This is a genomic window from Hyphomonas sp., assembly GCF_017792385.1.
Taxonomy (GTDB): Bacteria; Pseudomonadota; Alphaproteobacteria; order Caulobacterales; family Hyphomonadaceae; genus Hyphomonas.
The window spans coordinates 942,611-969,508 of sequence record NZ_CP051230.1 but is presented as its reverse complement, the minus strand read 5'-3'; the positions used below and the strand labels follow the sequence as shown (position 1 = coordinate 969,508).

28 protein-coding genes and 1 tRNA gene are annotated in these 26,898 nt (G+C 63.0%); 13 read left to right on the top strand and 16 right to left on the bottom strand.

Annotation, left to right across the window (positions count from 1 at the left end):
* Positions 1-97: 97 nt before the first annotated feature.
* Positions 98-613, bottom strand: a complete 516-nt coding sequence (locus HF955_RS04800; RefSeq protein WP_291078337.1) for an invasion associated locus B family protein — start codon at positions 611-613, stop codon at positions 98-100.
* A 174-nt stretch (positions 614-787) separates the two neighbouring features.
* Between HF955_RS04800 and HF955_RS04795 the strand changes: the two genes are divergently transcribed.
* A complete protein-coding gene (locus tag HF955_RS04795) occupies positions 788-1,378 on the top strand; it encodes a sigma-70 family RNA polymerase sigma factor (RefSeq protein ID WP_291078336.1) in 591 nt (196 codons plus the stop codon).
* The gene (locus HF955_RS04790) at positions 1,371-2,063 is read left to right on the top strand and encodes a cupin domain-containing protein (protein WP_291078334.1); all 693 of its coding nucleotides are present in this window, start codon (positions 1,371-1,373) and stop codon (positions 2,061-2,063) included. The genes HF955_RS04795 and HF955_RS04790 overlap by 8 nt, the downstream gene beginning before the upstream one ends.
* Here HF955_RS04790 and HF955_RS04785 read toward each other — a convergent pair whose 3' ends face one another.
* Genes HF955_RS04785 through HF955_RS04775 form a run of 3 tightly spaced genes read right to left on the bottom strand, consistent with a single transcriptional unit; the run spans position 2,064 to position 3,782 of the window.
* Complete coding sequence (locus tag HF955_RS04785; protein ID WP_291078332.1) at positions 2,064-2,588, bottom strand: RNA methyltransferase; 525 nt, start codon at positions 2,586-2,588, stop codon at positions 2,064-2,066.
* 1 nt (position 2,589) lies between these two features.
* Positions 2,590-2,910 carry a hypothetical protein gene (locus tag HF955_RS04780; protein ID WP_027839082.1) on the bottom strand — a complete coding sequence of 107 codons (321 nt, stop codon included), beginning with the start codon at positions 2,908-2,910 and terminating at the stop codon, positions 2,590-2,592.
* Entirely contained in the window at positions 2,910-3,782 is an 873-nt protein-coding gene (locus HF955_RS04775; protein ID WP_291078330.1) for an isoaspartyl peptidase/L-asparaginase, read from the bottom strand. The genes HF955_RS04780 and HF955_RS04775 overlap by 1 nt, the downstream gene beginning before the upstream one ends.
* Positions 3,783-3,881: 99 nt before the next feature.
* Between HF955_RS04775 and HF955_RS04770 the strand changes: the two genes are divergently transcribed.
* Together HF955_RS04770 and HF955_RS04765 are read left to right on the top strand one after the other, a co-directional pair.
* Positions 3,882-4,871: an NADPH:quinone oxidoreductase family protein gene (locus tag HF955_RS04770; RefSeq protein WP_291078328.1), complete on the top strand. Its 990-nt coding sequence runs from the start codon at positions 3,882-3,884 to the stop codon at positions 4,869-4,871.
* A gap of 68 nt (positions 4,872-4,939) precedes the next feature.
* Entirely contained in the window at positions 4,940-5,248 is a 309-nt protein-coding gene (locus HF955_RS04765; RefSeq protein ID WP_291078326.1) for a PilZ domain-containing protein, read from the top strand.
* A 76-nt stretch (positions 5,249-5,324) separates the two neighbouring features.
* Here the strand turns inward: HF955_RS04765 and dnaK are convergent, their stop codons facing one another.
* Positions 5,325-7,238, bottom strand: a complete 1,914-nt coding sequence (gene dnaK / locus HF955_RS04760) for a molecular chaperone DnaK (RefSeq protein ID WP_027839078.1) — start codon at positions 7,236-7,238, stop codon at positions 5,325-5,327.
* Positions 7,239-7,542: 304 nt separating this feature from the next.
* Here dnaK and HF955_RS04755 point away from each other — a divergent pair, with 304 nt between their 5' ends.
* Both HF955_RS04755 and HF955_RS04750 read left to right on the top strand, forming a co-directional pair.
* Positions 7,543-7,755 (top strand): DUF2061 domain-containing protein, encoded by a 213-nt coding sequence (locus HF955_RS04755; protein ID WP_291078323.1) that lies wholly within the window; start codon positions 7,543-7,545, stop codon positions 7,753-7,755.
* Positions 7,756-7,831: 76 nt separating this feature from the next.
* Complete coding sequence (locus HF955_RS04750; RefSeq protein ID WP_291078321.1) at positions 7,832-8,683, top strand: hypothetical protein; 852 nt, start codon at positions 7,832-7,834, stop codon at positions 8,681-8,683.
* Here the strand turns inward: HF955_RS04750 and HF955_RS04745 are convergent.
* The 3 genes from HF955_RS04745 to HF955_RS04735 all read right to left on the bottom strand — a co-directional run bounded on the left by HF955_RS04745 (position 8,680) and on the right by HF955_RS04735 (position 12,310).
* The gene (locus tag HF955_RS04745; protein ID WP_291078319.1) at positions 8,680-9,288 is read right to left on the bottom strand and encodes a nucleotide exchange factor GrpE; all 609 of its coding nucleotides are present in this window, start codon (positions 9,286-9,288) and stop codon (positions 8,680-8,682) included. The genes HF955_RS04750 and HF955_RS04745 overlap by 4 nt on opposite strands.
* Positions 9,285-10,376, bottom strand: a complete 1,092-nt coding sequence (gene hrcA / locus HF955_RS04740; protein WP_027839074.1) for a heat-inducible transcriptional repressor HrcA — start codon at positions 10,374-10,376, stop codon at positions 9,285-9,287. The genes HF955_RS04745 and hrcA overlap by 4 nt, the downstream gene beginning before the upstream one ends.
* Positions 10,377-10,639: 263 nt before the next feature.
* Positions 10,640-12,310, bottom strand: coding sequence for a formate--tetrahydrofolate ligase (locus HF955_RS04735; protein ID WP_291078316.1), 1,671 nt, complete (start codon positions 12,308-12,310; stop codon positions 10,640-10,642).
* An 89-nt stretch (positions 12,311-12,399) separates the two neighbouring features.
* Between HF955_RS04735 and rph the strand changes: the two genes are divergently transcribed.
* Positions 12,400-13,125, top strand: coding sequence for a ribonuclease PH (gene rph / locus HF955_RS04730; protein WP_291078314.1), 726 nt, complete (start codon positions 12,400-12,402; stop codon positions 13,123-13,125).
* Here the strand turns inward: rph and HF955_RS04725 are convergent.
* From HF955_RS04725 to HF955_RS04705, 5 genes are all read right to left on the bottom strand, one after another.
* Positions 13,122-13,562 carry a group III truncated hemoglobin gene (locus HF955_RS04725; RefSeq protein WP_291078312.1) on the bottom strand — a complete coding sequence of 147 codons (441 nt, stop codon included), beginning with the start codon at positions 13,560-13,562 and terminating at the stop codon, positions 13,122-13,124. The two genes, rph and HF955_RS04725, sit on opposite strands and share 4 nt — an antisense overlap.
* Before the next feature lie 70 nt (positions 13,563-13,632).
* Positions 13,633-14,133 (bottom strand): CreA family protein, encoded by a 501-nt coding sequence (locus tag HF955_RS04720; protein ID WP_036262539.1) that lies wholly within the window; start codon positions 14,131-14,133, stop codon positions 13,633-13,635.
* A gap of 54 nt (positions 14,134-14,187) precedes the next feature.
* Positions 14,188-14,574, bottom strand: a complete 387-nt coding sequence (locus HF955_RS04715) for a hypothetical protein (protein ID WP_027839067.1) — start codon at positions 14,572-14,574, stop codon at positions 14,188-14,190.
* A complete protein-coding gene (locus HF955_RS04710) occupies positions 14,575-14,814 on the bottom strand; it encodes a helix-turn-helix transcriptional regulator (protein ID WP_027839066.1) in 240 nt (79 codons plus the stop codon).
* Between the two features lie 11 nt (positions 14,815-14,825).
* Positions 14,826-15,347: a DUF2975 domain-containing protein gene (locus HF955_RS04705; protein ID WP_291078308.1), complete on the bottom strand. Its 522-nt coding sequence runs from the start codon at positions 15,345-15,347 to the stop codon at positions 14,826-14,828.
* A gap of 133 nt (positions 15,348-15,480) precedes the next feature.
* Between HF955_RS04705 and rdgB the strand changes: the two genes are divergently transcribed.
* The gene (rdgB, locus tag HF955_RS04700; protein ID WP_367279773.1) at positions 15,481-16,089 is read left to right on the top strand and encodes an RdgB/HAM1 family non-canonical purine NTP pyrophosphatase; all 609 of its coding nucleotides are present in this window, start codon (positions 15,481-15,483) and stop codon (positions 16,087-16,089) included.
* On the top strand, positions 16,086-17,258 hold the full coding sequence (hemW, locus tag HF955_RS04695; protein WP_291078305.1) for a radical SAM family heme chaperone HemW: 1,173 nt from the start codon (positions 16,086-16,088) through the stop codon (positions 17,256-17,258). Before rdgB ends, hemW begins: the two co-directional genes overlap by 4 nt.
* Here the strand turns inward: hemW and HF955_RS04690 are convergent.
* Positions 17,247-17,849, bottom strand: coding sequence for a thymidine kinase (locus tag HF955_RS04690; protein ID WP_291078303.1), 603 nt, complete (start codon positions 17,847-17,849; stop codon positions 17,247-17,249). The two genes, hemW and HF955_RS04690, sit on opposite strands and share 12 nt — an antisense overlap.
* A 6-nt stretch (positions 17,850-17,855) precedes the next feature.
* Positions 17,856-19,679, bottom strand: coding sequence for a gamma-glutamyltransferase (gene ggt / locus HF955_RS04685; protein ID WP_291078301.1), 1,824 nt, complete (start codon positions 19,677-19,679; stop codon positions 17,856-17,858).
* A gap of 80 nt (positions 19,680-19,759) precedes the next feature.
* Here ggt and HF955_RS04680 point away from each other — a divergent pair, with 80 nt between their 5' ends.
* From HF955_RS04680 to HF955_RS04670, 3 genes are all read left to right on the top strand, one after another.
* Positions 19,760-20,740 carry a P1 family peptidase gene (locus tag HF955_RS04680; protein WP_291078299.1) on the top strand — a complete coding sequence of 327 codons (981 nt, stop codon included), beginning with the start codon at positions 19,760-19,762 and terminating at the stop codon, positions 20,738-20,740.
* 130 nt (positions 20,741-20,870) lie between these two features.
* Positions 20,871-20,947: transfer RNA gene (locus tag HF955_RS04675), tRNA-Arg, on the top strand.
* Between the two features lie 125 nt (positions 20,948-21,072).
* Positions 21,073-22,362, top strand: coding sequence for a hypothetical protein (locus tag HF955_RS04670; protein ID WP_291078298.1), 1,290 nt, complete (start codon positions 21,073-21,075; stop codon positions 22,360-22,362).
* Positions 22,363-22,381: 19 nt separating this feature from the next.
* Here HF955_RS04670 and HF955_RS04665 read toward each other — a convergent pair whose 3' ends face one another.
* A complete protein-coding gene (locus HF955_RS04665; RefSeq protein WP_291078297.1) occupies positions 22,382-24,016 on the bottom strand; it encodes a BCCT family transporter in 1,635 nt (544 codons plus the stop codon).
* Positions 24,017-24,266: 250 nt separating this feature from the next.
* Here HF955_RS04665 and HF955_RS04660 point away from each other — a divergent pair, with 250 nt between their 5' ends.
* Entirely contained in the window at positions 24,267-26,837 is a 2,571-nt protein-coding gene (locus HF955_RS04660) for a TonB-dependent receptor (protein WP_291078295.1), read from the top strand.
* Positions 26,838-26,898 lie beyond the last annotated feature (61 nt).

Here is a 26,898-nt window from a genome sequence, read left to right as displayed (position 1 = left end):
TTCGAACTGACCTGACCCCGTCAGGTTGCAAGGCCAGCCGGGCACGCGTCCGGCTGGCCTTGTCGTGTTTCGGGAGACCGAATGCAGCCCTTGGCCGCTAGCGACAGGTTTCCGATGCCTTGTCGATAGCCGCGGCCGAGCCGCTGAGGGAGAAGTGATAGGCGACCTGGGTGTTGCGCTTGGAGACGGCCTCCACCCGCAATTCCCGGCCCTTGCGCAGGGCAGAGACGATGCGGGCATCGTCGGAATCGTCGGCAAAGGCTTCCCGACCGACGCCGAACAGCGTCCAGGATGAGCGGCCTACACTGGCTTTCGGGGCCAGATCCTCGCGCAGTTCATATCCGACCTTGAGGCTGGGCTGGTTGCGGGCGCGGCCGGATTTCCAGTTCGTCACATAAAACCAGACATCCCCATGATTGGCCGAGCGTGGCGCCTTGTCGGTGGCCTGTGTTGCGGCATAGCAGATGGTCTCGCCATTGGCGGTATCGGTGAAGACCGACCAGTCCTTGTAACGCCCGATGGCGGTGGGGCTGGCGCTGGCAAGCGGTGCGGCCAGTGCGGCAGACACCGCAATGGCGATCAATGAGTTCCGGCTGAGTCTCGGTGCGTGCATCTTCCAGATATTTCCCTTGGCGCGGAGTTTCCCTGCACGATACAGACAACAGGGTTAAGGCTAAACTACGGCGGTTGGCGGCGTGCAGCTTCACACGGGCGTGTTCACTGCACTGGTTGCCTTCCGAACCGGGCGGCCCGATACTGCGGACGTGCCGAGACTAAGAGCCTGCGTGTGAACGACACTGTAACAACGACCCTCTCGCCTGTGTTGCGGGCCCATCATGCTGACTGCATGGCGCGGATTGCCGCGAACAAGTGTCGGGAGTCGTTTTCGGAGCTGTTCGATTTTTATGCCCCGAGGCTGAAAAGCTATCTGTTGCGGCTGGGGGCCAGCGAAAACGAGGCGGAGGATCTCGCGCAGGATGTGATGGTCACGGTGTGGCGCAAGGCGGGCATGTATGACCGCAAGCAGGCGTCGGTCTCGACCTGGGTGTTTCGCGTGGCGCGCAACCGCCGGATCGACCGGTTCCGGCAGGCCTCGCGGCCCGAACTGGATGCGGATGAGCCAATGTTGCGTCCGCCCGATATCGAACAGCCGGACGTGGCGCTGGACCGCGCCCAGATCGAAGAGACGGTCCGTACGGAATTGCAAAAACTGCCCCCGGAACAATTGGAATTGCTGCAGGCGGCCTTCTATGAGGGCCTGTCGCATTCCGAGATTGCCAGCCGGTTCAATTTGCCTCTGGGCACGGTGAAATCCCGCATAAGGCTGGCCTTCGGCCGATTGCGCGGGCAGTTGGAGAAGGGAGACGGTGATGCCTGAGCCCCGCGAACACGGACGCGATGCGATGAGCGGTCCCGCGAATGCCGCATTCAGTGAATTGTATTCGGCGTATGCTGCCGGACGCCTCGATCCGGCCTTTGCCTTGCTGCTGGAAACCCAGAGCATGCTGCGGGGAGATGTGCGCCATGCCCTGGCGGTCAGCGAGACAATCTCCGGTGTGGTGCTGGAAATGGCCGAACCAGCCCGCATGTCCGCCGGCGCGGCAACCCGAGCCCTAGACCTGATTGCACAGCTTGAAGGCGAGACGGGACGGGCGGCCTCCCGCCAGCCGGAAGACCGGGAACTGGCTGACCTGCCGGATCCGTTGCGGACCCCCGCCCAGGACGCGTTCGCCGCCGCTGGCTGGCAGGGAACGGCCCCCGGCATCCGGCGCATGAAGCTGGATGTGGGCAGCGAACTCGACGTCGAATTGTACCGCATCCAGCCCAATGCCCGCGTGCCACGGCATACACATGGTGGCATGGAGTTCACCCTGGTTGTGGCAGGCGGCTTTTCCGATGAGAGCGGCAGCTATGGTCCCGGAGACCTTGCGGTGAAAGGCCCCGATGACACGCATCAGCCTGTCGGGGATCCGGGAGATGTGTGCTTTGCCCTGGCGGTGCGGGATTCCGGCCTTCGCTTTACCGGTGTGATGGGCATGATCCAGCGGGTGCTGGGCCGCTGATTACTTGCGGTCCTTGCCCGGTACGTAGGAACCGGGCCGGCCGTCTCCGCCGGTGCCGCCGGGCATGATGGGACGCGGCGCATAGCCCCCCATGGACAGGTGGCGGTCATACATGACCAGCGCACCGGCCAGGCTGACATTGATGCAGAATTTGGTCGGAATTTTCACCACATGGTCGCAGCGTGCGACAATGTCCGGCGACAGGTCGCCTTTTTCCGGACCCAGAATATAGGCCGCCTGAGGGGGGTGCCGGAATGTCGGCAGCATGACGGCGTCATCGGTCAGTTCCACACCGACCAGCTGGCAGCCACGCGGCAACTGCATCTCGTCCACATTGTCCCATTGATAATAGGGCACCTGGCCGGCCGTCTTGGATGTATCGGCCTGATAGGCCGCCTTCAGCCGGTGCTCGGCATTGATGGAAAAGACGAAACTGGCGCCGAACGCATTGGCCGTGCGCATCAGGGCGCCGAGATTCATCGGTTTGGAAATCCGCTCCGATCCGATGGCGAAATAGCCGCGCATGTCAGAAAGCCTCCAGACCAAATCGCAGGACGACCAGAAGGGCGACAATCACCGGCAGCGTGAACACCGAGGCCCGCCGCGCCAGGCGGAGATGAGCGAGCTGGTCGGGATAGGTTGTGTTCAGATGGGACGCGACGTCGGTATGGGATATCTGGCGTCCGGCATCGGCCACGCCCTGCCGGTAGGCGGCATCCGACGGCAGGCCGCCGAACTTGTCGGCCAGCGCGCGGCGCAGGGCCAGTGACACCATCCAGCGCATCTGCAGGGCCAGCAGCAGGACGAAGACGGTGATGCCGAGCAGAATGAAGAAAACAATCGCCATCAGCCGAACGTGCCCACTTCGAAACGGCCATTCGAGTCCGCCATGGCGCGTTTGAGACCCGACGAATTCCAGAGCGTGGAAATTTCACCACTGGCAGACACGGCAATCATGCCGCCCTGACCGCCGAGCCGGCGAACATCATCCAGGGCGCCCTGGACCGCCGATTCCAGCGCTTCGCCCGCATAGCGGATGCGCGCCGACACATCGGCCGCGGCCGCGGCGCGGATGAAGTATTCGCCGAGCCCCGTGCACGAGACGGCGCAGCGTTCATCAGCCCAGGTGCCGGCGCCGATCAGGGGCGTGTCCCCGAGCCGCCCCGGGGTCTTGCCGCGAATGCCTGCCGTGGACGTGGCCGCCGAGAGGTCGCCATAAATGTCCAGCGCGACCGCGCCGACCGTGCCGGTGGAACGGATCATGTCCTGCGTGGTCAGTTCGTCCACCGGATCATAATAGGCCTCCGGATCCTCGATCACGTCCAGGCCGGAATTGGCGAGCAGTTTTCGCGCACCATCGGCGATCAGCAACACGTTGGGGGTCTGCTCCATCACAGCCCGGGCACAGGATACCGGATTGCGATAGCCCTGAAGCGCGCCGACGGCCCCGGCCGTGCGGTTGCGGCCGTCCATGATGGCTGCGTCGAGTTCATAGGCGCCATCGAGATTCGGCGCCGCGCCCTTGCCGGCCAGGTAGAGGCCCGATTCCTCAAGGCCCTGGACCATGATCTCCACCACGTCGAGCGCGGCCTCGCCATCGCGCAGGCGTTCGGCCCCGTTCTGCAACAGGGTCGCCAGATGGGCTTCCTGCAGGGAATAGTCGTTGCCGGGAATTGGTCCGGCTCCGCCATGCAGGGCAAGGGCCCATTTCTTTGCCATTTGATCGCTACCTCTCCGCTACGTCAGGCTTGGACTTTTATCAGGCACACCGCTACCGTCTGCCAGCAGAAACAACAAGACGAGAAGGATGTTGCAGGCATGAAAGCAGTGCTCTCCAAGGAAGTGGGCGGACCGGAAACATTGGTGCTGGAAGAGGTGTCGGTGCCGGAGTGCGGCAAGGGCCAGGTCCTGATCGAAGTGAAGGCGTGCGGGGTGAATTTCCCGGATTCGCTGATCATTCAGGACATGTACCAGTTCAAGCCGCCGCGCCCCTTCTCGCCGGGCGGAGAAATCGCCGGCTTCGTCAAGGAAGTGGGCGAGGGGGTCAGCCATGTGAAGGCCGGCGATCGCGTGCTGGCATCGATCGGCAATGGCGGCATGGCAGAATATGCGCTTGCGGCCCAGCATGCCGTGATGCCGATTCCGGACGGCATGCCCTTCGAGGAGGCTGCCGCCTTTCTCATGACCTATGGGACCAGCTATTATGCCCTGAAGGACCGGGGCGACCCGAAGCCCGGCGAAAAACTACTGGTTCTGGGCGCCGCTGGCGGTGTCGGCATTGCCGCGGTCGAACTGGGCAAGGCCATGGGGCTGGAAGTGATCGCGGCCTGCTCGACGCAGGAGAAGGTCGATTTCTGCCTGTCCAAGGGCGCCGACAAGGGCCTTGTCTATGCCCGCGAACTCGACCGGGACGGCCAGAAGGCCTTCTCCAATGACATCAAGGAAGTGTCCGGCGGCGGCGTCGACATCATCTACGACGGCGTCGGTGGCAATTATGCGGAACCCTCGCTGCGCGCGATGAACTGGGAAGGCCGGTTTCTGGTGATCGGGTTCCCGGCAGGCATCCCGAAACTGCCGCTGAACCTGACCCTGCTGAAGAGCTGCGATGTGCGCGGCGTGTTCTGGGGCGCGGCGGTTGCACGGGACCCGAAAGCGCATGCCCAGAATGTGTCGGAACTGTTCCAGCTCTACAGCGAAGGCAAGATCCGCCCGCACATTTCGAACTCGTATCCTCTCGAGAAATCAGCTGATGCGATTCAGGAGCTGATGGACCGGAAGGCGCAAGGCAAAGTGGTTGTTACACTCTAGTCTCAAACCCCTGACTTAACACAGCTGGGCGGGGGGCGAACCTCGCATTGTGTTGTAGCTGCTGCAGCATGACACATGATTCCTCCCCGCCCAAATCCACCCCGCCCAGTCAGAGACGCGCCGCGGCCCGCAGGCGCACTTTGCGTCGTGGGCGGATATTGCTGAACCTTCGTCACAGCACGGTCGACGTCATGGTTCGAGACCTGTCTGCGACGGGCGCACAGTTGAAGCTGCCTGGTCTTTGGGATGTGCCGACCGATTTCGACCTGCAGATCCTGGCGCCATGTGGTGGCGAGGAACTGATCGTGTCGTGTGAGAAACGGTGGCAGACCGGCGTGCTGATTGGCGCGAGGTTTGTCCGACCTCCACGCAAATAGTCCAGATTGGTTGCTCTCATGAAAAAAACCCGCCGGATCGTTCCGGCGGGTTTTCTGATGGTCAGGTGAGGGCGGCCTAGGCGGACTTCTGGTCGCCGTCGACTTCCTCGAAATCGGCATCCACCACATCGTCGCCATCGGCTGCGGAATCTGCGGCCGCATCAGTATGGGCAGCTTCTTCCTGCTGGCTGGCATAGATGGCTTCGCCGAGTTTCATGGCGGCGGTCATCAGCGCCTGCTGCTTGGCCTGGATGTCGGCGATGTTCTCGCCTTCGCGGGCTTCCTTGAGCTCGTCGATGGCGGTCTGGATTTCGGCTTTCACCTCGTCAGAGACCTTGTCGCCATGCTCCTCGACCTGTTTCTCGGTCTGGTGCACGAGGGCCTCGGCATGGTTCTTGGCTTCGACCAGTTCGCGGCGGGCCTTGTCGGCGCCGGCATTGGCTTCGGCATCTTCCATCATCTTCTTGATGTCGTCCTCGGAAAGGCCGCCATCTGCCTGGATGGTGATCTGCTGTTCCTTGCCGGTGGCCTTGTCCTTGGCGGACACGGACACGATGCCGTTGGCGTCGATGTCGAACGTCACCTCGATCTGCGGCACGCCGCGCGGGGCCGGCGGAATGCCTTCGAGGTTGAACTGGCCGAGCATCTTGTTGTCGACGGCCATTTCGCGTTCGCCCTGGAAGACCTTGATCGTCACAGCCGGCTGATTGTCGTCAGCCGTCGAGAAGACCTGGGACTTCTTGGTCGGGATCGTGGTGTTGCGGTCGATCAGGCGGGTGAACACGCCACCCAGCGTCTCGATGCCCAGCGACAGAGGGGTCACGTCGAGCAGGACCACGTCTTTCACGTCGCCTTGCAGAACGCCGCCCTGGATGGCCGCGCCGATGGCGACGACTTCATCCGGGTTCACGCCCTTGTGCGGCTCGCGGTTGAAGAATTTCTTCACCGCCTCCTGCACCGCCGGCATGCGGGTCATGCCGCCAACGAGGACCACTTCGTCAATGTCGGCAGCGGACTTGCCGGCATCGGCGAGCGCCTTCTTGCACGGTTCGATCGTGCGCTTGACGAGATCCTCGACCAGGCTTTCGAACTTGGCGCGGGTCAGCTTGATGTTGAGGTGTTTCGGGCCGGTCGCGTCTGCCGTGATGAAGGGAAGGTTCACTTCATACTGGCTGGCGGAGGACAGCTCCTTCTTGGCCTTCTCGGCTTCTTCCTTCAGGCGCTGGAGCGCCAGCTTGTCGGCCTTCAGGTCGATGCCCTGATCCTTCTTGAACTCGTCCGCCAGGAAGTCGACGATGCGCAGGTCGAAATCCTCACCACCGAGGAAGGTGTCGCCATTGGTGGACAGCACTTCGAACACGCCGTCACCGATCTCCAGCAGGGAGACGTCGAACGTACCGCCGCCGAGGTCGTAGACGGCGATAGTCTTGGACTGCTCGTCCTTGTCGAGGCCATAGGCCAGGGCTGCCGCGGTCGGCTCGTTGATGATGCGCAGCACTTCAAGGCCCGCAATCTTGCCGGCATCTTTGGTCGCCTGGCGCTGAGCGTCGTTGAAGTAGGCCGGAACGGTGATGACCGCCTGGGTCACTTCGCTGCCCAGATAGGCTTCGGCCGTTTCCTTCATCTTGGTCAGGATGAAGGCCGAGATTTCCTGCGGCGCGTAATCCTTGTCACGACCTTTCACCCATGCATCGCCGGACGGGCCCTTGACGATCTCGAAGGGCGAAATTTCCTTGTCCTTCTGTGCGGTCGGATCGTCGAACTGACGGCCGATCAGGCGTTTGATGGCGTAGAAGGTGAAATCCGGATTCGTCACAGCCTGGCGCCGGGCCGGCATGCCGATCAGGCGCTCGCCGCCTTCGGTGAAGGCAACCACGGACGGGGTCGTACGCTGGCCTTCTGCGTTTTCGATGACCTTCGCCTGGCCGCCTTCCATGACGGCAACGCAGGAATTGGTCGTACCAAGGTCAATACCGATGATTTTGCTCATATTGCGTCTCTCTTTTTATCAAGCCGCCACGGGCCATGTTCTGTTGCGGTCTGCTCAGCAGCCCCGGACAGCCGGTGGCTCTCTCCAAGGGTTCAAATGAGGTGGCGGAAACGGGTTTTATCCGTGCGCCGGTTCGACTTGCGATATGGGAAGGCTTTAGCGCGTCTCAAGGGGGGAACAATACGTAGCTGTACAGGTTTTTGGCCCCTTGCTGCGATAGGTTGGCTCTATGGGAGGTCGCGCGCCTATTTATTTGAAAATGGTTCTCACTCTCACTATTTCAATTGGTGTGAAAGGATTTCCCATGCCCCGCCAATTGATCAAGACCCTGACCTACAGCCTGATGCATCTTACGGTCGCCGTCGCGGTGGCCTTTGCCCTGACGCGCAACTGGCACGCGGCGCTGGCCATTGGCCTGATCGAACCGGCCGTGCAGACCATCGCCTACACATTCCATGAGCGGCTCTGGGAACGCTTGCCGATGGCGCGGTCGGCCCCTGCGGAACCTGTCGGCTGATCGCGTTTCGGAAAGGCTGGACGCGGTGATGCCCGGCTTGGCATAGTGGTCAAAACACATGCCGGGGAGGCCATCCATGATCCGCACAGCCGCTTTCGCTTCATCCCTCATTCTGATGGGGGCCTGCGCGGCCCCTTCGGCCGGGCCGCACAGCGAGGCGCTCCCGCTGGCGGTCGCCAGCATCGAACAGGTCTGGGTGGCCGAAGGGTTCGAAAGTCCCGAGGGCGTGGCGGTGGCGCCGGACGGGGCCTACCTGATCTCGAATGTTGTCGGGGAGGGGAGTGCAAAGGATGGTGATGGATACATTTCCCGCCTCGCGCCCGACGGTACAGTGACCGAGCGCCACTGGGCAGCAAAGCTGGACGCACCGAAGGGCATGGCCGTTCTGGACGGCGATCTGTACGCGACCGACATTGATGCCGTTGTGTCCTTTGATGCGACCACCGGCAAGCGGCTCGGCAAGGTGCAGATCCAGGGCGCGAAATTCCTCAACGATGCGACGGTCTGGAACGGCGCGGTGTTCGTCTCCGATTCCGGCGATGCCGCCATCTACCGGATCGAGGATGGCGCGGCGGCGCTGTGGCTGCAGGATGAACGGCTGGCGGGTGTGAACGGCCTGTTGGGGGATGGCGACCGGATGCTGGTCTCTACCATGACAACCGGCAGCTTGTTCAGCGTGACCGCAGATGGCGAATTGACCGAGATTGCCGCCGGCATGGAAAATGCCGACGGGATCGGGCTCGTGCCGGGCGGCGGCTATCTCGTCTCGTCCTGGCCCGGCCAGATCCACTATGTCGGCGAGGATGGCGTCGTCACGACCCTGTTTGACGAGCCGGTCTCCCAGAACGATCTGACGGTGATCGGCAATACGGTCATTGTGCCGAACTGGCGGCAGAACACAGTCACGATGTGGAAGGTGCGTCGCTAGTTCGCCGCGCCTGCGCTGACGGCGACCATGGCGGCGCGCAGGGTGCGCTCGCCGATCTTCCAGCCGGGCTGGAAGCAGGAGGCGATGGTGCCGTTTGGCTGGTCTGACGGGATGTTGGCGACGGCCTGGTGCAGGTTCGGGTCGAACGTGTCGCCGGGCTGGGCCGCGATGGCGGTGACGCCGTGCCGGGCGAGGGCCGTGTGCAGCTCCTTCTCCGTCATCTCGATGCCGCCAAGCAGGTTCTTGCCCGGCTCTGACAGGGCATCGCGGTCTTCCTCGGACAGGGCCGAAAGGGCGCGGGACAGATTGTCGGAGACGCTGAGCAGGTCGCCGGCGAATTTCTCGATGGCGTAGATGCGGGCATCGGCCACCTGGCGCTCGGCGCGTTTGCGTGTGTTTTCAAGGTCTGCGAGCGTGCGCAACAGCTGTTCGCGCAGTTCCTCCTTCTCGACCTCGAGCTGTTCAACGGGTGTCAATTCGTCTCCCGGCGTTTCATCCTGTTTCGGAGCAGACCTCAGGATGTCATCCGCGGCCGCTTTCAGGTCAGCCTTAGAGGCATTCGGATCGATCTCAGCGGTTTCGCCGGGCTTGGTTTCGTCGCTCATCCTTGCACATCCTTCTTTCGGCGATTGGTCAGCAGCTGGCCGACCATTTTCGCCGTATAATCCACCATGGGTATCACGCGGGCATAGTTCAGCCTTGTGGGGCCAATCACGCCGAGCGCGCCGATAACCTGTTTTCCGCCTCCCATATAGGGAGCCACGATCACACTTGAACCCGACAGCGGGAAAAGCTGGTTCTCCGAGCCGATGAACAGCCGGACGCCATCGGCCTCGCGGGTCGTATCGAGGATATCGAGCAGGCTTTGCTGGCGTTCAAGTTCGTTGAACAGCTGGCGCACACGGTCGAGATCCTCGGCGGCCTGGGCATCTTCCAGCAGATTGGCGCGGCCCCGCACGATCAGGGACCGGCCCCGGCCCGGCGCTTCGCCGCCCCATTGGGCAAGGCCCTGTTCGACAAGAGAGGAGGCCGCCTGGTCCAGTGCCGCGCGGCGGGTGCGCAATTCTTCACGGATGTCGAGGGAGACTTCCGACAGGGTGCGGCCGCGCACGCGGGTGGACAGATAATTGCCGGCCTCGATCAATGTTGTGGCGGGCAGGCCTTCGGGGACTTCCACGATCCGGTTTTCGACATCCCCGTCTTCAGTGACGATGACGCACAGGGCTTCGCGTCCGCCCAGAGGCACGAATTCGGCATGCCGCACCACCGCATCGCGGGTCGGAGAGGAGACGAGGCCCGCTCCGCCGGTCAGGCCGGACAGGATGTCGGAGGCCTCGCCCATGACCGCCTCGATGTCTGCCCCGGCGGATTTCAGCCGTTCGTCGATCTCCCGGCGATCATCCCGGCTGGGCTCGCCAATCTCCAGAAAGCCGTCGACGAACAGGCGCAGGCCCGTATGGGTCGGGGCACGTCCGGCCGAAATGTGCGGCGATTCCAGCAGGCCCAACTCGGTCAGGTCCGCCATGACATTGCGGATCGAGGCCGGAGACAGGGCGATGCCGCTCTTCGACAGCGTCCGCGAGCCGACCGGTTCGCCGGTGGTCAGATAACCTTCGACAATCTCCCGGAAAATGTCGCGGGAGCGCTGGTCGAGGCGCTGCAACAGGGATTGCGTGTCGAGGGGCTGGATCATCCCTTATTGATTAGGCGCGCGCCGCCCGCGGTTCAATAGGTTTCAGACGAGGTGGCGCGAGCCGGTTGCGCGGTCCTCCAGAACGCTCGTACTCAGGCGGTTGAGGATTTGCGTGTCCTGGCGCTCGGCCGGCTGGCGTCGAATGCCTCCGCAAGGTCCCGGGCCGGCCAGAGCCTGCTGTCAGGCAGGGTGCGCCCGGGTCATCAACACGCGATTTTGCATAAGTTCCAATCAGCCTTTTTGCTAAGTAGAGTCAAATGGCGTCAGGAGAGGCCTTCGATCTGGCCGGACGCGTTCAGGTGAATGCCCTCTGCGGCAGGCTGGCGGGGAAGGCCCGGCATGGTGACGATGTCCCCACAGACCCCGACCACGAATCCCGCGCCTGCTGACAGGCGCACTTCGCGCAGCGGCAGGACATGGCCTTCCGGCGCGCCGACCAGTTTGGCATTGGCGGAGAAGCTGTACTGGGTCTTGGCCATGCAGACGGGAAAATGGCCGTAGCCTTCCTCGTCCCAGCGGTCGAGTTGGCGGCGGACGGTGGCCGGGGCTTCGACATGGCTGGCACGATAGATGCGCCGGGCGACCGTTTCGATCTTGTCGAAGAGTGGCATGTCGGACGGGTAGAGCGGCTTGTACTCGGCGCCTGTTGCAGCGATCAGGGCGGTTACCTTGCGGGCCAGGTCCTCCGCGCCATGCCCGCCTTCGGCCCAATGGGTGCAGATCGATACGGGCACGCCGATGCGTTCGCAGAAGGCCTCGACAGCGGCGATTTCGCCCGACGTGTCGGACGTGAACCGGTTGATCGCGACCACGACCGGCACGTTGAACTGGCGCAGGTTTTCGATGTGCCGGCCGAGATTGGCAAGGCCGCGCTCGAGCGAGTCATAGCTGACGGTGCCCGCATCCTCCTTCGAGACGCCGCCATGCATCTTCAGTGCACGTACTGTTGCGACCAGCACGGCGGCATCGGGGCCCAGTCCGGACTGGCGGCACTTGATGTTCAGAAATTTCTCCGCGCCGAGATCCGCGCCGAAGCCGGCCTCGGTGATGACATAGTCCGCCATCTTCAGCGCCGCCCGTGTGGCAATGACCGAGCTGCAGCCATGCGCGATGTTCGCGAACGGACCGCCATGCACCAGGGCCGGATTGCCTTCCAGCGTCTGGACGAGATTTGGCAGCATGGCTTCCTTGAGCAGCGCCATCATGGCGCCGACGGCCTTCATTTCCCCGGCCGTCACGGGCACGCGGCCGCGGCGATAGCCGATGACCATCCGTTCGAGCCGCCGCTGCAGGTCATGCGCATCATCGGCAAGGCAGAGAATGGCCATGATTTCCGAAGCGACGGTGATGTCGAAGCCGGTTTCCATCGGCGTGCCGTTTGCACTTCCGCCCAGACCGGTCACGACATGGCGCAGATTGCGGTCATTCACGTCGAGCACACGGCGCCAGCTGATCCGTGTCGGCTCCAGTCCGGTTTCGCCGCCCCAATGGACATGATTGTCGATCATCGCGGCCAGCAAATTGTGGGCAGCCGTGATGGCGTGAAAATCGCCGGTGAAGTGGAGATTGATGTCCTCCATTGGAACGATCTGCGCCTGTCCGCCGCCGGTGGCGCCGCCCTTCATGCCGAAGCAGGGGCCCAGCGACGGTTCGCGCAGGCAGAGCAGGGTACGCTCTCCGATCCGGTTCATGGCATCGGCCAGGCCGATACTGGTCGTGGTCTTGCCCTCGCCGGCCGGGGTGGGGTTGATCGCGGTGACCAGGATCAGCTTGCCGTCGGGCTGTGACCGGATGGCGTCGAGATGCCCGGCGGCGATCTTCGCCTTGTCATGGCCATACGGGATGATGTGTTCGGCGCTGATGTGCAGCGCGTCTGCAAGTTCCTGCATCGGGCGCTTCCGGGCCCCCCGGGCAATCTCGATATCGGTCGGCATATGTCCCCCAAGCGAATAGAACCTCTTACCCGGTGTAGACAGGCGCGCCAAAACCCGCAATCAGGCAGGTCAGCAAAGAGGATACCCAGATGAGCACGCTTATCCGTCCGTCCGGACGCGCTTTTGACCAGCTTCGCGAGGTGACGCTGGAAACCAATGTCACCCGCTATGCAGAAGGCTCGTGCCTGGCAAAGTTCGGCAATACGCACGTCCTTTGCACGGCCAGCTGGGAAAAGAGCGTGCCGCCATGGCTGAAAGGGCAGGGCAAGGGCTGGGTGACCGGGGAGTATGGCATGCTGCCGCGCGCCACCCATACACGCGGACGCCGCGAGGCCGCTTCCGGCAAGCAGTCGGGACGGACACAGGAAATCCAGCGCCTGATCGGGCGGTCGCTGCGCTCGGTCTGCGACCTGTCGGCGCTCGGCGAAAACCAGATCACCATCGATTGCGACGTGCTGCAGGCCGATGGCGGAACGCGCACCGCCTCGATCACCGGCGGGTTCGTCGCGCTGGCCATGGCCTGTCGCTATCTCAAGGCAGAAGGCGTGATTTCAGCCGATCCGATCACGAAGCAGGCCGCAGCGATTTCCGTGGGCGTCTATCAGGATCATCCGGTGCTGGATGTCGACTATCCCGAGGATTCGCGCGGCGAGGCCGACATGAATGTGGTGATGAGTTCCGATGGCGGCTTCATCGAGGTGCAGGGCACCGGCGAGGAACGTCCCATGACCCGCGCCGAACTGGACGAGATGCTGCGGCTGGCCGAGAAAGGCTGCATGGAATTGTTCGAGGCGCAGCGCGCGGCGCTCGGCTAGCCGGCAGGCCCGTTGCCCAGTTCGAACATGCCGAGCTGGAAGCTTCGGGCGATCCGGTCGGCGCGTTCCATGAAATAGTCGACCGTCTCGGCATGGGTGGACAGGTCTTCCAGCGTCATCCGGAACAGGGCGAGCCAGACATTGAAATGGGCGGGTGTGATGCCCGTCAGTTTCATGTGGGCAGGGAAGGGCTTGCCGGAATACCGGCCGGTATTCATCGCCACCGATGACCAGAAATCCTTCATCGTGGCGAGGTGCGGATCCCAATGGTCTCCGATTTCGCGCTCGAAGACCGGGCCGAGCAGGGGATGACTCCGCACGCGGCGATAGAAGGTTTCGACCAGATCGGAGATGAACGCCTCATCGATGCCGAGCCGGGCGGCATTCTCCCGGATTTCGCGGCGCCGGTCTTCGGCAGAACGGATGCGGACAGTCATGACGCGTCAGATGGGATACGCGGAAGCGCGCGTCCATAGGGGAATTCCGGGATGCGGCGAGATGGCAGGGTCAGTTGCCGGTGCCCGGCTTGCCGTTCAGCCAGGTCACGTCTTCGCCGAACAGGGGCACGGTCGACAGGCTCATCTTGGCCGATCCGTCGACAATCTTGCGGCTGTAGGAGACATACATCAGGCTGTCGGAATCGGCATCATAGATGCGCCGCACGGCCAGCTGCTTGAAGATCAGACTCTGATTCTGGTCGAAGACTTCCTCTCCGGACTTGTCCAGATCGATCCGCCCGATGCGGATGGGGCCGGACTGGAGGCAGGAAATCGAGGAATTTGACGGGTTCTCGAACCAGTTGCCCTTGCCGAGCCGGTCCCAGACGCCGCGATCAAAATAGGACAGATGGCAGACCACGCCCTCGATTCGGGGGTCCTGCAATTGCTTGATCTTGATCTCGTTGCCGAGCCAGTCATTCTTGAATTCGCCAACTTCCTTGTCATTGCTGCAGGCGGCAGCGAACGGCAGGATCAGGGCGAACAGGACGAAGATGCGTTTCCGGGTCATGCGCAAGATACGCCGGGATCGGGCCGGTGTTCCCTGTGCTGTTGCGCCCGCCGGTCAATCATGTCTGCGCCGGCTGGACAGCATGTCCCCCAGGGCCCGGACAGTTGCCGCGCCGATCTGCATCGGGGTGGGCTTGCGCCGGTGAGCGTGCCGGACGAGGTGGCCGCAATTGGAGCCGAACAGATCATAGTCCCGGCCAAGCTGGCGGCGGGCCCGGCCTTCGACGAGATGACCGTCCAGATGGCTGTAGCGGCGGTGCAGGCGGATCTGGCGGCCGGTGGCGAAGTCGGCCGGATGCTGTTCGATCACGCCATCATGCAGGCGGGAATTGCTGATGATCGTGCCGCGCGAGGTGACCACGCCATAGTGGGACAGGACGACGCCGAACCGGACCGATACGACATCACCGGCCTCGAACGGGAACGCGTCGCGCCAGCCCATCTATTCCGCCGCCACCTGTTCATGATCGGCGGAATCCTCGTCGTCGAAGACCAGAAGGTCGCCCGGCTGGCAGTCCAGCTCGCGGCACAGGGCTTCCAGCGTGGAGAAGCGCACGGCCTTGGCCTTGCCGGTCTTGAGGATGGACAGATTGGCCAGTGTGACGCCGACACGTTCCGACAGTTCCGTCAGAGACATGCGGCGATCCAGAAGCACACGGTCGAGGGTCACGCGAATGGACATATCCTGTGCTCCTATATGGTCATTTTCTCTTCATCGCGAAGGCGGGTGCCTTCCCTGAAGACTTGGGACAGGATGAAGAGCGCCGCAACCGATGCCCATGCGATAAGGTCGATCCGGGGTGATATTGTCGCTTCCTTGAACATTACAGGCGTGGCGAGCTGGATCAGGATCGTCAGCAGCTGGGTAAGCGCGATGGCGATGGCGATGAATCGCAGGCGGCGCGCATTCTCGGGCACGAACGGGTCCCCGTCGGACAGTGTCGCGAGGATTCGCCGGAGCTGGAAGCAGACATAGATGATGGCGGGAATGACGATCAGGGCGCCCAGAAAGCCGGCAATCAGGGCGGAAATGCTGAAGGTCTTGTCCTCGATCAGAAGGTTCAGAATCTGGATCGAGCCATCGGAGTAATGGGCGATGATGCTCATGCCGATCAGCGCAATTGCGATTGTGCCCACGATGGCTGTAATCCACATGACAATCGTGACCAGCACGGTCATGATGATCGCCATGGAGTTTCCCGCGTTTGTGCTCATGCGTCTGTGTCTACCTTCCGGCGTTGTTGACCTGACGCCCCATGTCTTTATCGCTAAAGACGCAGGGCTTACCGAATAACGATATATACTTAAATGACAAAAGCAAGAACAGGGCCATTACAGAATGGGTGAAATTAGCATGATTCGAAGGCTCTCGCCGGGACGGCTCGTCGCGGCGACCCACAATAAGGGCAAAGTGTCGGAACTGAAGGACCTGTTCGAGCCATTGGGCTTTGACGTGGTCTCGGCGATCGACCTGGACCTGCCCGAGCCGGAGGAAACCGAGGCGACCTTCGCCGGCAATGCCATCCTCAAGGCGCGGGCCGCGGCCGAGGCGACGGGCGCGCCGGCGCTGTCGGATGATTCGGGGCTCGCGGTGACCGCGCTGGGCGGCGCGCCGGGCATTTATTCAGCGCGCTGGGCCGGGGACCCGCGGGATTTCGGCAAGGCGATGGAGAAGGTGCAGCGGGAACTGGACGAGATCGGCGCGACCGACCGGTCGGCAAAATTCGTCTGTGCGCTGGCTGTTGTCTGGCCCGATGGCCATGCCGAAGTGTTCGAGGGCGAGGTGCACGGCACGCTGACCTGGCCGCCGCGCGGTGACAAGGGATTCGGCTATGACCCGGTCTTCATCGCGGACGGGGAAAGCGTGACCTTCGGCGAGATGGAACCGGCGCGCAAACATGCGATGAGCCACCGGGCCGCAGCGGTTGCGAAACTGAAGGCGGCGCTGCTGTCATGAGTGAGGGGGGCGCCCCCTTCGGTCCAGAGTATGGATTCGGGATTTACATTCATTGGCCGTATTGCGCCCGGATCTGTCCCTACTGCGACTTCAATGTGTACGCAGCGAAAGATCGCGATCCCTCACCCTTGCTGGACGCCATCTGCCGTGATGTCGCGATCCACAGGCCGCGCCTGCCGGAGCATGGCGCGCTCGACAGCGTGTATCTGGGCGGCGGCACGCCCTCGCTGTTGCCGCCGGCCGATATTGCCCGGCTCATCCAGTCGGCGTCCGACAGTTTCGGGCTGAAGCCCGGGGCGGAAATCACGCTGGAGGCCAATCCGAACGATGTTCTGCGGCTGGACCTGCACGGCCTGAAGGCTGCGGGGGTCAACCGCCTGTCCATCGGGCTGCAGTCGCTGGACGATTCTGCGCTGGCCTTCCTGGGGCGGGACCATGACAGCGCCGCCGCCCGGATCGCGCTGAGCCGGGCGATGGACGTGTTTCCGAACCTGTCGGTGGATCTGATCTATGCCCGGCCCGGACAGACCGGGGAGGCGTGGCAGGCGGAGCTTCAGGATGTGCTCGCTTTCGGTGCGCCGCACATTTCCCTGTACGAGCTGACCATCGAGGCGCGGACGGCCTTCGGCAAGGCTGTGGCGCGGGGCCAGTGGACGCCGATGGACGATGATGACCAGGCCGACCTGTACGAGCTGACACAGGATGTGCTCGCCTCGGCCGGCATGCCCGCCTATGAAGTGTCCAATCATGCCGCCTCTGCGGATGTCCGGTCCCGGCACAATCTGACCTATTGGCAGGGCGGGGACTGGATCGGGGTCGGGCCGGGCGCGCACGGGCGGCTGAGCGTGGGCGGCAGCCGCTATGCCTCGGAGGCGGAACGTCAGCCGGCGGCCTACATTGCCAATGTGCAGGCGCTGGCGTCGGGCTGGTCCGACGCGTCGAAACTGTATCCGCTGGATGCGGCGCGGGAACTGCTTGCGATGGGGCTGCGCCCGGCGGGCGGGATAGACCGGCGCCGCATCGAGGCGCTGTCCGGAAAGCCGCTCGCGCAGGACAAGATCGATGTGTTCGTGTCCGAAGGGTGGATGACCGAGGCCGGGCCGGTGATCGCCCTGACGCCGTCCGGCCGTCTGCTGGCCGACGCGCTGACGGCGGAATTATCCCCCTGACGCCGGCGCCGGAGGGAAGCGGCCCATGCGTTCTTCCCAGTGCCGCCGGCAAACCGAAACATAGGTCGCCTTGGCGATGCTGACCTGTTCGCCTTCGGTGAGCGTTTCGCCATCCGGGCCCAGCCGGATCACCATCGTTGCCTTGCGTCCGCACTCGCAGATCGTACGGATTTCGCGCAGGGAGTCGGCGATGGCCAGCAGGGCGGAAGATCCCTCGAACAGGTCACCCCGGAAATCCGTGCGCAGACCATAGGCCAGAACGGGTACGCCCAGTTGGTCTGCCACGCGGGCCAGCTGCCAGACCTGGTCCCGCGTGAGGAATTGCGCCTCGTCCACGAAAATGGCGCTGATCTTCACCTGCTCGAGTTCTGTCCTGATCAGCGCGAACAGATCTGTTTCGCGCGTGTACAGGGTGGCGTCGGCGCCGATGCCGATGCGGGAGGAAATGTGCCCGTCGGCCTCATCCTTGTAGAGGGAAGAGGTCAGCAACAGGACTTCCATGCCGCGCTCGCGATAATTGTACGCCGCCTGAAGCAGGATGGTCGACTTGCCTGCATTCATGGCGGCGTAGGAGAAATAGAGCTTGGCCATGACCGACTAGTCCAGGGTGCGGGCCACGCCTTCCCGGCGCGGGTCGGCGCCGCCTTCCAGACCGTCCTCGCGCACGACGATGACGTGCAGGCCGGAATTCTCTCCCTCGCGCTCCTGAACTTCATATCCCATTTCGCGCAGGGCCTCGGCCGCTTGCGGGCCGCCCGGCACATCGATCTCCACGCCCACCGTGTCGCCGCGGGCGATGATGTTGGGCAGGTTGATCGCCTCTTGGGCGGTCTTGCCCCATTCGAGCACGCCGACCAGTGTCTTGGAGACATAGGCGACGATGGCGTTCCCGCCGGGCGATCCGGTGACCATGAACAGGTCGCCTTCAGGATCGAAGACGAGTGTCGGCGACATCGAACTGCGTGGACGCTTGAGCGGGCCGGGGGCGTTCGCAACCGGCTTTGTGCCCTTGGTCGGCTGGCGCGAGAAATCCGTCATCTGATTGTTCAGCAGGAAGCCCTTGACCATGATGGACGTGCCGAAGGCGGCCTCGACCGTGGCTGTCATGGAGACAGCATTTCCCTCTGCATCGATGATCGAGATGTGGGTGGTGCCGGGCGCATGCTCCGTCCCGTCCTCACCCCAGAGCGGACGCATCGGATCGCGGCCGAGGGCGAGGCCCGGGTCTCCCGGGAAGCTGGCACCGTCGGGCGCGAAGGCTTCGGTGGCGCGCACGCGCAGATAGGCCGGATCGATCAGGTCCTTGGACGGGACCGGCACGAAATCGGCATCGGCGACGTAATGATCGCGGTCCGCATAGGCGAGGCGCTGGGCATCGACATAGGCCTTCAGATAGGCCTCTTCGGTCATCTCTGCCTCGTCTGTCGGCTCCAGCAGGTCATACAGGCCCATGATCATGTTCTGGGTCACGCCGCCGGAAGAGGGGGGCGGGGCGGAACAGATGCGATAGTCATCCGCCCGCTTGCCACACAGGGCCGGGCGCAGCTTGACGGAATAGGCGGCCAGGTCTTCGAGCGTCATGTTGCCGGGCGATGCATCGCCATTCACCGCGTTGACAATGGCTTCGGCGACCTCGCCTTCATAGAAGGCGGAGGGGCCGGATGCGGCGATGGCCTTCAGTGTGTCGGCATAGTCCGGATTGGTGCGCAGGAAGCCGACCGGCAGCGGCTCGCCGTCCGGATAGAAATAGGCAGAGGATGCAGGCAGGTCGTCCAAGCGCGTGGCGCCGCGAAGTCGGGGATTTGAGAGCAGGTTTGCCAGGCGCGGCGAGACCTCGAATCCCTCTTCGGCCAACTGGATGGCAGGCTGGAACAGTGCGTCCCAGTCCAGCGTGCCGGCAGCGTCGTGCGACGCCTTGTAGAGCGCGATCTGGCCGGGCACACCAACCGCCTTTCCCGATTGCCAGGCTTCGAGGAAGCCGAGCGGCTGGCCATCCTTCATGAAATGATCGGGAGTGGTGGAGGCCGGAGCGGTCTCGCGTCCGTCAAACACGGTGATCTCGTCCCTGGCATGGTCGTAATAGACCATGAAGGCGCCGCCGCCGATGCCGGAGCTTTGCGGCTCGACAAGGCCGAGCACGGCATGGACGGCAATAGCCGCATCCACGGCCGAACCGCCCTGGCGCAGCATGTCGAGGCCTGCTTCAACCGCGCGCGGGTCTGCGGCCGCAACCATGGCGCCCTTGGTCCATTCTTCAGGCGCAGCTGTCTCCGCCGGGTCCTGTTCGGTCCCTGCCATGCGGGCGGCGTCGGCGGCCTCTGCGGCGCGGCGGGCTTCTTCCGAGGCATTGAACGTTGCATCTTCGCCCGGCGCGCAGGCGCTGAGTCCGATACAGGCGAGGAGGATCGGCAATCGTCTCATAAGGTGCCCCTTCAGCTTGGCGAGTGTTGCGGCAGACCTTATGAAACAACGCTCAGAAGGAAAAGACGGGGTCACAGCTTATGGCGAAACCAGGCGCAAGAAACCTGATCACGGATGTGCCGGGCATTCAGGTCGGCCAGACCGAGGATGCGGCAGTGCGTACAGGCGTCAGCGTGATCGTGCCGGATGCCCCGGCGATTGCGGCCGTGGCCGTCTCCGGCGGCGGACCGGGCACGCGGGAAACCGATCTCCTGTCGGCCGGCATGCTGGTGGACGGGATTGACGCGGTCTGCCTGTCGGGCGGCAGTGCCTTCGGGCTGGCGGCCGCGGATGGTGTGGCGTCCGGCCTGAAGCTGGAAGGGCGCGGCTTTGCGCTGATGCCTCTGACCGGTGTGCCGCGCACTCCGATTGTGCCGGCCGCGATCCTGTATGATCTTGCCAATGGCGGCGACAAGAATTGGGGCGAAACCTCTCCCTATGCCGCGCTGGGACTGGCGGCCTATCGCGCGCGCAGCCGCGAGGTTGCGCTGGGCCGGGCAGGGGCCGGGTATGGCGCACGGGCCGGGGCACATGATGGCGGCACGGGATCTGCCAGCATTGTCACGCAGGACGGCATCACCGTCGGGGCGCTGGCCGGGGTCAATTGTTTCGGGTCGGTGTTCATGCCCGGCACGGAGGCCTATTGGGCCTGGCCGTACGAGATCGGAGGCGAGTTCGGGGGAGAGCGCCCGCCCGAAGACTATGCCGCCGACGCCGAGGATTGGGGCGCGGCCAAGGCGAATCCGGCCATGGGACAGAACACGACCATTGCCTGCATCGCGACGGATGTCATCCTGACCGCCAGCGAAGCCAAACGCGTGGCACAGATGGCGCTGTCCGGATTCTCCCGGGCCATCCGGCCGGTATTTGCGCCTTTTGACGGAGACGCCGTCTTTGTCATGTCGTCGGGCCGGATCGCGTCCCCGGAGCAGCGGGCATTGCTGTTGGCGCGGATCGGCGAGCTGGCCGCCTCGACCCTGGCGCGGGCCATTGCACGCGGGGTATTCGAAGCGAAATCCTGACGCTGCCGGGCGCTGTTGCCAGGGCTGCAGGGGCCGCAGCGATGCGCACTGCACAGGAATGTCGATTGGGTGGCAAACAGGCTTGCATCCCCCGATTCCTCGCTGTATGTGTCCGCCTTCCAAACGGCAGGCACCCGTAGCTCAGCTGGATAGAGCACCAGACTACGAATCTGGGGGTCGGGCGTTCGAATCGCTCCGGGTGTGCCATTTGCCTTTCCCGAATTGAATGAATTGAACCGCGTTGCGGATTTTCCGGAGCGTCGGGTTGACCCTGTTCGCCATGGCGTTGAACATGTCCGGCGACGAATTCAGTTGGCAGCTCGGACAGTCTCATGCGTTTCTTCCTTTTTGCGGCGGCATTGGCCGCCTTGCCTCTTCTTGCGCCATCGGCAGACGCCCGGGAGGTTCCGATGGCAGGCTGGACCGTTCAGACGTCCCCGAACAGCATCTATCTGACCCGGCCCGACCTGCCGGGCATCAATATCGGCATTGTCAGCGATGTCCGTCCGGACCTGACGCAGGCGGAAAAATTCGAGTTCGTCAAAGGCTTCTTTGCCGGGCGGGCAGATTGTCCGTCGCTGGCGACGGCGGAAACGGTCACATCCTTTGCGGGCTTTTCCGCGAAAAGCGGTGGGCCTGTTGCCCGGTGCACCCTCATCTCGATGGGGCATTGGGAGGAGGGGGGACTGCAAAGCGCGCTGATCCTCGATGAACTCGTGAAGGAGAACAAGATCCTGGGCGGCGTGCCCGCCGGTCCGACAGCGATGAGTGTCACCGCGCTGTCCGAAAAAATTCAGCAGGAGGTCACGGAATATCTGATGGGCCGCTATCAGGTGGCCGAAGCGGGCATGACGGGCGATCAGGTGCGGGCCGCCATGAGCGCGCAAGGGCTGGCAAAGCGTGTTTCACCGGACCGCAAGCCGGTCGGCATGGTGCGCATGATCGACAGCGGCGGCTTCGACTCGGTCAGCTTTGCGGGCAAGGAAGAAACCCAAACCCTGTTGCTGTTCGCGAAACGTCCGCAGGATTCTGCGGCGAGTGCCATCACCTGCATGAATTGGGACGCGGCGCTGTTTGACCCTTACTATTATGAGTCCCCATGGAAAGTCGCGCTCGGATGCGACCGGTATTTCTGGCGCGGGTCTGCGGATGATTTGGACCTGAAGGATCTATTGAAAAGCTCGGACTGGACGGGGGCATCCCTCAAATTGGGCAAGTTTACTTATCGGAAGGCCGAGACATATCGGAAGTTCGACAAAGGCGCGGCGCTCGACGTGCGGATCGGCATTGGCCGATCGCGTTTTGACGATGTGCTGGTCGGCAATCTCCCGCTTTCGGAAATGCAGCCCCGGGACATCCTTTTCCTGCCGGATGGGCGGTTCATGGCCGGGCATGTGCGGGCATCATCGCTTCCGGGCGGCGGCACGGAAGGGCCGGTTGCGGGGCAATACTATTTTGATGGCCATGTCGTGACCCTGCTGCTGGACAGCGGCGAGGTTGTGTACGGACATGCCGGCTGGTTCCCGGGAGCGGGGACTTCGGGCCTCGACCACAAGGCCGTCGTGAACATCAATGGCTGGGTCTATACCAGCTATTGCCGGGACACATTGGACAATTGCTGAGCGAGGCGGGACGGCGGCCTCAGAAGCCCGCCGCGTCGCTCTGGTTCATGCTGCGATATTCGTCCCGCATGCCGATATAGAGGCTGAGACAGCAGGTCAGCAGGATCAGTGTGAAGGGCAGGGCGGCGGTGATCGTGCCTGCCTGCAGCGACTGCAGCACATCCGTCCCGCCGCCATAAAGTAGCGCCGAGGCCGTCAGGCCGATCAGGCAGGCCCAGAAGACGCGCTGTCGGCGCGGGGAATCCGTCTTGCCGCCACTGGTGATCGTGTCGACGACGAGCGCGCCGGAATCGGCGGACGTGACGATGAAGACGACCAGCAACAGGATCGCGGCCGTGGACGTGATGGCGGACAGCGGCAGGTCGGCCAGCATCTGGAACAGGACGAGCGAGGCGCTGCTCATGCCGTCGCCAAGCTCTCCTGTGCCGGACTTGAACTGGGCGATTGCCGTCTTGCCGAAGGCGGTGAACCAGATCACGCCGATTGTCACCGGGGCGAACAGGACAACCGCAAAATATTCACGCACGGTTCGCCCTTTCGAGATGCGGGCAATGAACATGCCGACAAAGGGTGACCAGGAAATCCACCATGCCCAGTAGAAGATCGTCCAGTCATGGAACCAGGCGATGTCCGGGCGGCGGACCCAATTCGTCAGGGCCGGCATGTCGGTGATGTAGGCCAGCACGTTCTGCCCCATGCCGGTGAAGATCAGGATGGTCGGCCCTGCAATGATGACGAACAGGAGCAGGGCAAAGGCGATGCCCATATTGATGTTGCTGAGCAGTTTGACGCCGCCATCCAGCCCGCGCAGGACCGACAGCACTGCCAGGCTGGTCATGGCGATGATCAGCAGGATCTGGATGTAGACGTTCGGCTCGAAGCCGAGCAGGTAGCCAAGGCCGCTGGCTGCCTGGGTCGCGCCGATGCCGATCGTTGTGGCCAGGCCGAACACGGTGGAGACGACCGCGAACAGGTCGATGATGTGTCCTGGCCAGCCCCAGACATGTTCTCCGAGGACCGGATAGAAGGCCGAGCGGATGCTTAGCGGCAGGCCCTTGTTGTGGGCAAAGAAACCGAGCGACAGGCCGACAATCGCATAGATGCCCCAGGGGGCGAGGCCCCAATGGAAGATGGTGGCGCTGTAGGCGAGGCGTTCGGCCTCGGCCGACAGGGGTTCGGCGTTCAGCGGCATGCCGTACCAATCTGTGTAATAGGCGAGCGGTTCGGCGGCGCCGTAGAACATGAAACCGACGCCGACGCCGGCGGCAAACAGCATGGCCACCCACGACACGATGGTGAAATCAGGCGTCGCGGTGGGGCCGCCCAGCCGGATCTTGCCCAGCGGGCTGATGGTGAGGGCGATGCAGAAGCCGAAAACCAGCACGGCCGTCAGCGCAAACAGCCAGTCGGCACTTTGCAGCGTCCAGGTCCGTGCATCGGTCAGATATTGCGATGAAACGGTGGGGAATAGCAGCGTCAGGCCGGAAAACAGGATGATCAGGCCGGCACTGAGAAAGAAGACGGGATTGTGGATGTCGAGTCCCGCCACCTCGATATTGTCCTGGCCGATCTCATAATCCGTCTCGTAGACGAACAGGGCTTCCTCATCCTCCTGAGGCGTTCCGGACAACGGGGCTGATGTATCTGTATCCATGCCGGGCTTTTGCCGCAAATCCGTCGACTATCAAAGCATTGATCTCAGGAAACTCACTCTCGCGTCGGGAGAGGTGCGCCTTTGTTGCAACACTTTCGGGGCGATTCCCATCCATTGCAGGGGAATAGCTGGGCAAAACCTTTCTATGATCGAAATAAACCTGTACCTCGGACGCATCGAGCAGCCATTTGTTCCGAGCTGCGCCGTGACTTCGGCGCGCCATGGCTGGAGACGACCTAAGGGAAGACATATGAAGAAGCTTAAGTACGGGGCCTCGTTGATTGCGATGGCCGGACTGGTTGCACCTATGGCGCTGGCGCAGGACGCTCCTGCCGAACCGGCCGCCGCGAAACGGCTCCAGACGGTCACCATCACGGCGACGAAGCGCACCGAAAGCGCGCAGGACGTGCCCGTTGCCGTGACGGCGTTGGGCGAACAGCAGCTGAAAGAGCTCGGCGTCAAGAATTTCTCCGACTATCTCGTCCAGTTGCCGGGCGTGACGGCGGGCGGCTCCGGCCCCGGCCAGAACACGATCTATATTCGCGGCCTTGCCTCGACGACGCCGAACCTGACCGTGGCCGGCGTTGCGGGTCTCGCGCCGAATGTCAGCTTCTATCTGGACGAACAGCCGCTGGCACAGCCGGGCCGGAACCTGGACGTCTATGCGGCCGACATTGAGCGGGTCGAGGTCCTGTCCGGACCGCAGGGCACACTGTTCGGGTCCAGCTCGCAGGCCGGTACGGTGCGCATGATCACCAACAAGCCGTCCCTCAGCGGATTTGATGCCGGATTTGACGCCTCCACCTCGTTCACCGATGGCGGCGAGATGAGCAACAGCCTTGAGGCCATGGTCAATGTGCCGGTGAGCGACAAGCTGGCGCTGCGCGGTGTGGTCTACACCGACACCCAGGGCGGTTTCATCGACAATGTCGGCGGCACGCTGTCCGTTCGCGACTCGGCGCGTTTCCGTCCGGCTGGCACTGTGCGCGACAATGGCATTCCGGTGAATGCGAACCGCGAAGGGTTCCAGGCCGGGGCAGACCTGTCCGGTGTGACCTTCATTGATGCCAACAACAGCAACATTGCCGAGAATGACATCAATGACGTGACCTATCAGGGTTTCCGCCTGAGCGGTCTGTACGAGATCAATGAGGACTGGGAGCTGCTGATCAGCCACGCGCAACAGCAGATCGAGGCCGATGGCGTGTTCGCCGCTGATCCGGATCTGGACGATTACGACATCGTCCGCTTCACGCCGGAGAATATCGAGGACAAGTTCCACAACACGTCCTGGACGCTGGATGGCCGCATTGGCGCCCTTGAGGCAATCTATACCGGTGCGTATACGGACCGCACGACGGACCAGACGGTCGACTATTCCGACTATCTCTTCGTCGGGCAATACCTGCCTTACTATATCTGCGACTATTCGGTGACCTATCCGGCCGGTGCGCCGACAGGCACCTGCTATGCGCCCAACCTGTTCGTGAATTCGCACAGCGAAACAAAGGTGCAGACGCACGAGCTGCGCTTCAATACGCCGAACGAGCATCGCTGGCGGGCCACTTTCGGGGCGTTCTACAGTGACTTGGAACTGGCCGAGCGCAATGACTTTGTCTATCCGGGCTCGACGCAGGTGGCCTATACGGACGGCACGATCGGCTTCGCGCCCAACTATCCGCTCACCAATATCGACGTGACCGGCCAGATCGGCAGCGCCTATCCCGGTTATTACAGCGAAGCGGGACCGTTCCCGGAAGGCGTGATCTTCCGCAATGACGTGCTGCGCACCGACCAGCAGATTGGCCTGTTCGGTGAGACGACCTTCGACATTTCCGACCAGTTCGCCGTCACGCTCGGCGCGCGGTATTATGATGTCGAAGTGGACCTGGAAGGCAGCGCCAACTCGTCCTTCTACAACCTCTTCACGGAAAGCGACCAGCAGGTATTCGGTACGAACATCTCTTTCCTGTACGGTCCGGATGGCCCGGCCGAGGCACCTGACAAGGCCGCAACGGACGGCATGATCTACAAGCTGACCGGGGAATGGACGCCGACGGATGACGTGATGTTCTACGCGACCTATTCGGAAGGCTTCCGTGCCGGTCTGCTGAACCGTCCGGGCGGAGCGTCCGGCCCGGGTGGCTACACCGTGCCGTATGCGGTTGATACAGACGAAGTGAAGAATTACGAACTCGGCTGGAAGACCGAACTGTTCGACAATTCGCTGCGCTTCAACGGGTCTGCCTTCTTTGTCGACATTGAAGGCCTGCAAACCACGATCTTCGATCCGTCGATCGTGAACCTGTTCTTCTCCGACAATGCCGCGAATGCCGAGATCAAGGGCATCGAGGGTGACTTCACCTGGGCCCCCGCCTCGGTGGACGGGCTGACGGTTGCCGGTGCGTTCTCGCTGCTCGACACAGAGATCACGGAAGTCCTGGTGCCGACGGATGATGTCGTGGAAGGAACCGATCTTGCCTTCGCGCCGGCCTATCAGGGCAATCTGCGCGTGCGCTATGAGTGGGATCTGGAACAGGAAGTGGCCGGTCAGCGCCTGACCGCCCATGTCATGCCGCAGATCGTGTTTTCCGATGACTCGGTCACCGATGTGATCGAAATCAACAAGATGGAACTCGATGGCTATGTCACGCTGGGCGCCACGCTGGGCGTGACGGCAGACAATTGGGGCGCCGAACTGTTCGCCACCAATCTGACCAACGAGTATGCCGAACTGAGCGGCAGCTTCGTCTATGACCGTGAACGTGTCACGCCAATGCGTCCGCGGACGATCGGGATCCGTGTGTCCTACGACTACTAGGACGCTTCAGGATTTGATACAGATGCAGCGCCCTGACAGGTTCAGGGCGCTGCTTTCAGTT

What these genes read in the sequence shown, in the direction of transcription:
- HF955_RS04800 (WP_291078337.1), bottom strand. Translation starts at nt 613, where the DNA reads ATGCACGCACCGAGACTCAGCCGGAACTCATTGATCGCCATTGCGGTG.
- HF955_RS04790 (WP_291078334.1), top strand. Translation starts at nt 1,371, where the DNA reads ATGCCTGAGCCCCGCGAACACGGACGCGATGCGATGAGCGGTCCCGCG.
- HF955_RS04785 (WP_291078332.1), bottom strand. Translation starts at nt 2,588, where the DNA reads ATGCGCGGCTATTTCGCCATCGGATCGGAGCGGATTTCCAAACCGATG.
- HF955_RS04780 (WP_027839082.1), bottom strand. Translation starts at nt 2,910, where the DNA reads ATGGCGATTGTTTTCTTCATTCTGCTCGGCATCACCGTCTTCGTCCTG.
- HF955_RS04775 (WP_291078330.1), bottom strand. Translation starts at nt 3,782, where the DNA reads ATGGCAAAGAAATGGGCCCTTGCCCTGCATGGCGGAGCCGGACCAATT.
- HF955_RS04770 (WP_291078328.1), top strand. Translation starts at nt 3,882, where the DNA reads ATGAAAGCAGTGCTCTCCAAGGAAGTGGGCGGACCGGAAACATTGGTG.
- HF955_RS04765 (WP_291078326.1), top strand. Translation starts at nt 4,940, where the DNA reads ATGACACATGATTCCTCCCCGCCCAAATCCACCCCGCCCAGTCAGAGA.
- dnaK (WP_027839078.1), bottom strand. Translation starts at nt 7,238, where the DNA reads ATGAGCAAAATCATCGGTATTGACCTTGGTACGACCAATTCCTGCGTT.
- HF955_RS04755 (WP_291078323.1), top strand. Translation starts at nt 7,543, where the DNA reads ATGCCCCGCCAATTGATCAAGACCCTGACCTACAGCCTGATGCATCTT.
- HF955_RS04750 (WP_291078321.1), top strand. Translation starts at nt 7,832, where the DNA reads ATGATCCGCACAGCCGCTTTCGCTTCATCCCTCATTCTGATGGGGGCC.
- HF955_RS04745 (WP_291078319.1), bottom strand. Translation starts at nt 9,288, where the DNA reads ATGAGCGACGAAACCAAGCCCGGCGAAACCGCTGAGATCGATCCGAAT.
- hrcA (WP_027839074.1), bottom strand. Translation starts at nt 10,376, where the DNA reads ATGATCCAGCCCCTCGACACGCAATCCCTGTTGCAGCGCCTCGACCAG.
- HF955_RS04735 (WP_291078316.1), bottom strand. Translation starts at nt 12,310, where the DNA reads ATGCCGACCGATATCGAGATTGCCCGGGGGGCCCGGAAGCGCCCGATG.
- rph (WP_291078314.1), top strand. Translation starts at nt 12,400, where the DNA reads ATGAGCACGCTTATCCGTCCGTCCGGACGCGCTTTTGACCAGCTTCGC.
- HF955_RS04725 (WP_291078312.1), bottom strand. Translation starts at nt 13,562, where the DNA reads ATGACTGTCCGCATCCGTTCTGCCGAAGACCGGCGCCGCGAAATCCGG.
- HF955_RS04720 (WP_036262539.1), bottom strand. Translation starts at nt 14,133, where the DNA reads ATGACCCGGAAACGCATCTTCGTCCTGTTCGCCCTGATCCTGCCGTTC.
- HF955_RS04715 (WP_027839067.1), bottom strand. Translation starts at nt 14,574, where the DNA reads ATGGGCTGGCGCGACGCGTTCCCGTTCGAGGCCGGTGATGTCGTATCG.
- HF955_RS04710 (WP_027839066.1), bottom strand. Translation starts at nt 14,814, where the DNA reads ATGTCCATTCGCGTGACCCTCGACCGTGTGCTTCTGGATCGCCGCATG.
- HF955_RS04705 (WP_291078308.1), bottom strand. Translation starts at nt 15,347, where the DNA reads ATGAGCACAAACGCGGGAAACTCCATGGCGATCATCATGACCGTGCTG.
- hemW (WP_291078305.1), top strand. Translation starts at nt 16,086, where the DNA reads ATGAGTGAGGGGGGCGCCCCCTTCGGTCCAGAGTATGGATTCGGGATT.
- HF955_RS04690 (WP_291078303.1), bottom strand. Translation starts at nt 17,849, where the DNA reads ATGGCCAAGCTCTATTTCTCCTACGCCGCCATGAATGCAGGCAAGTCG.
- ggt (WP_291078301.1), bottom strand. Translation starts at nt 19,679, where the DNA reads ATGAGACGATTGCCGATCCTCCTCGCCTGTATCGGACTCAGCGCCTGC.
- HF955_RS04680 (WP_291078299.1), top strand. Translation starts at nt 19,760, where the DNA reads ATGGCGAAACCAGGCGCAAGAAACCTGATCACGGATGTGCCGGGCATT.
- HF955_RS04670 (WP_291078298.1), top strand. Translation starts at nt 21,073, where the DNA reads ATGCGTTTCTTCCTTTTTGCGGCGGCATTGGCCGCCTTGCCTCTTCTT.
- HF955_RS04665 (WP_291078297.1), bottom strand. Translation starts at nt 24,016, where the DNA reads ATGGATACAGATACATCAGCCCCGTTGTCCGGAACGCCTCAGGAGGAT.
- HF955_RS04660 (WP_291078295.1), top strand. Translation starts at nt 24,267, where the DNA reads ATGAAGAAGCTTAAGTACGGGGCCTCGTTGATTGCGATGGCCGGACTG.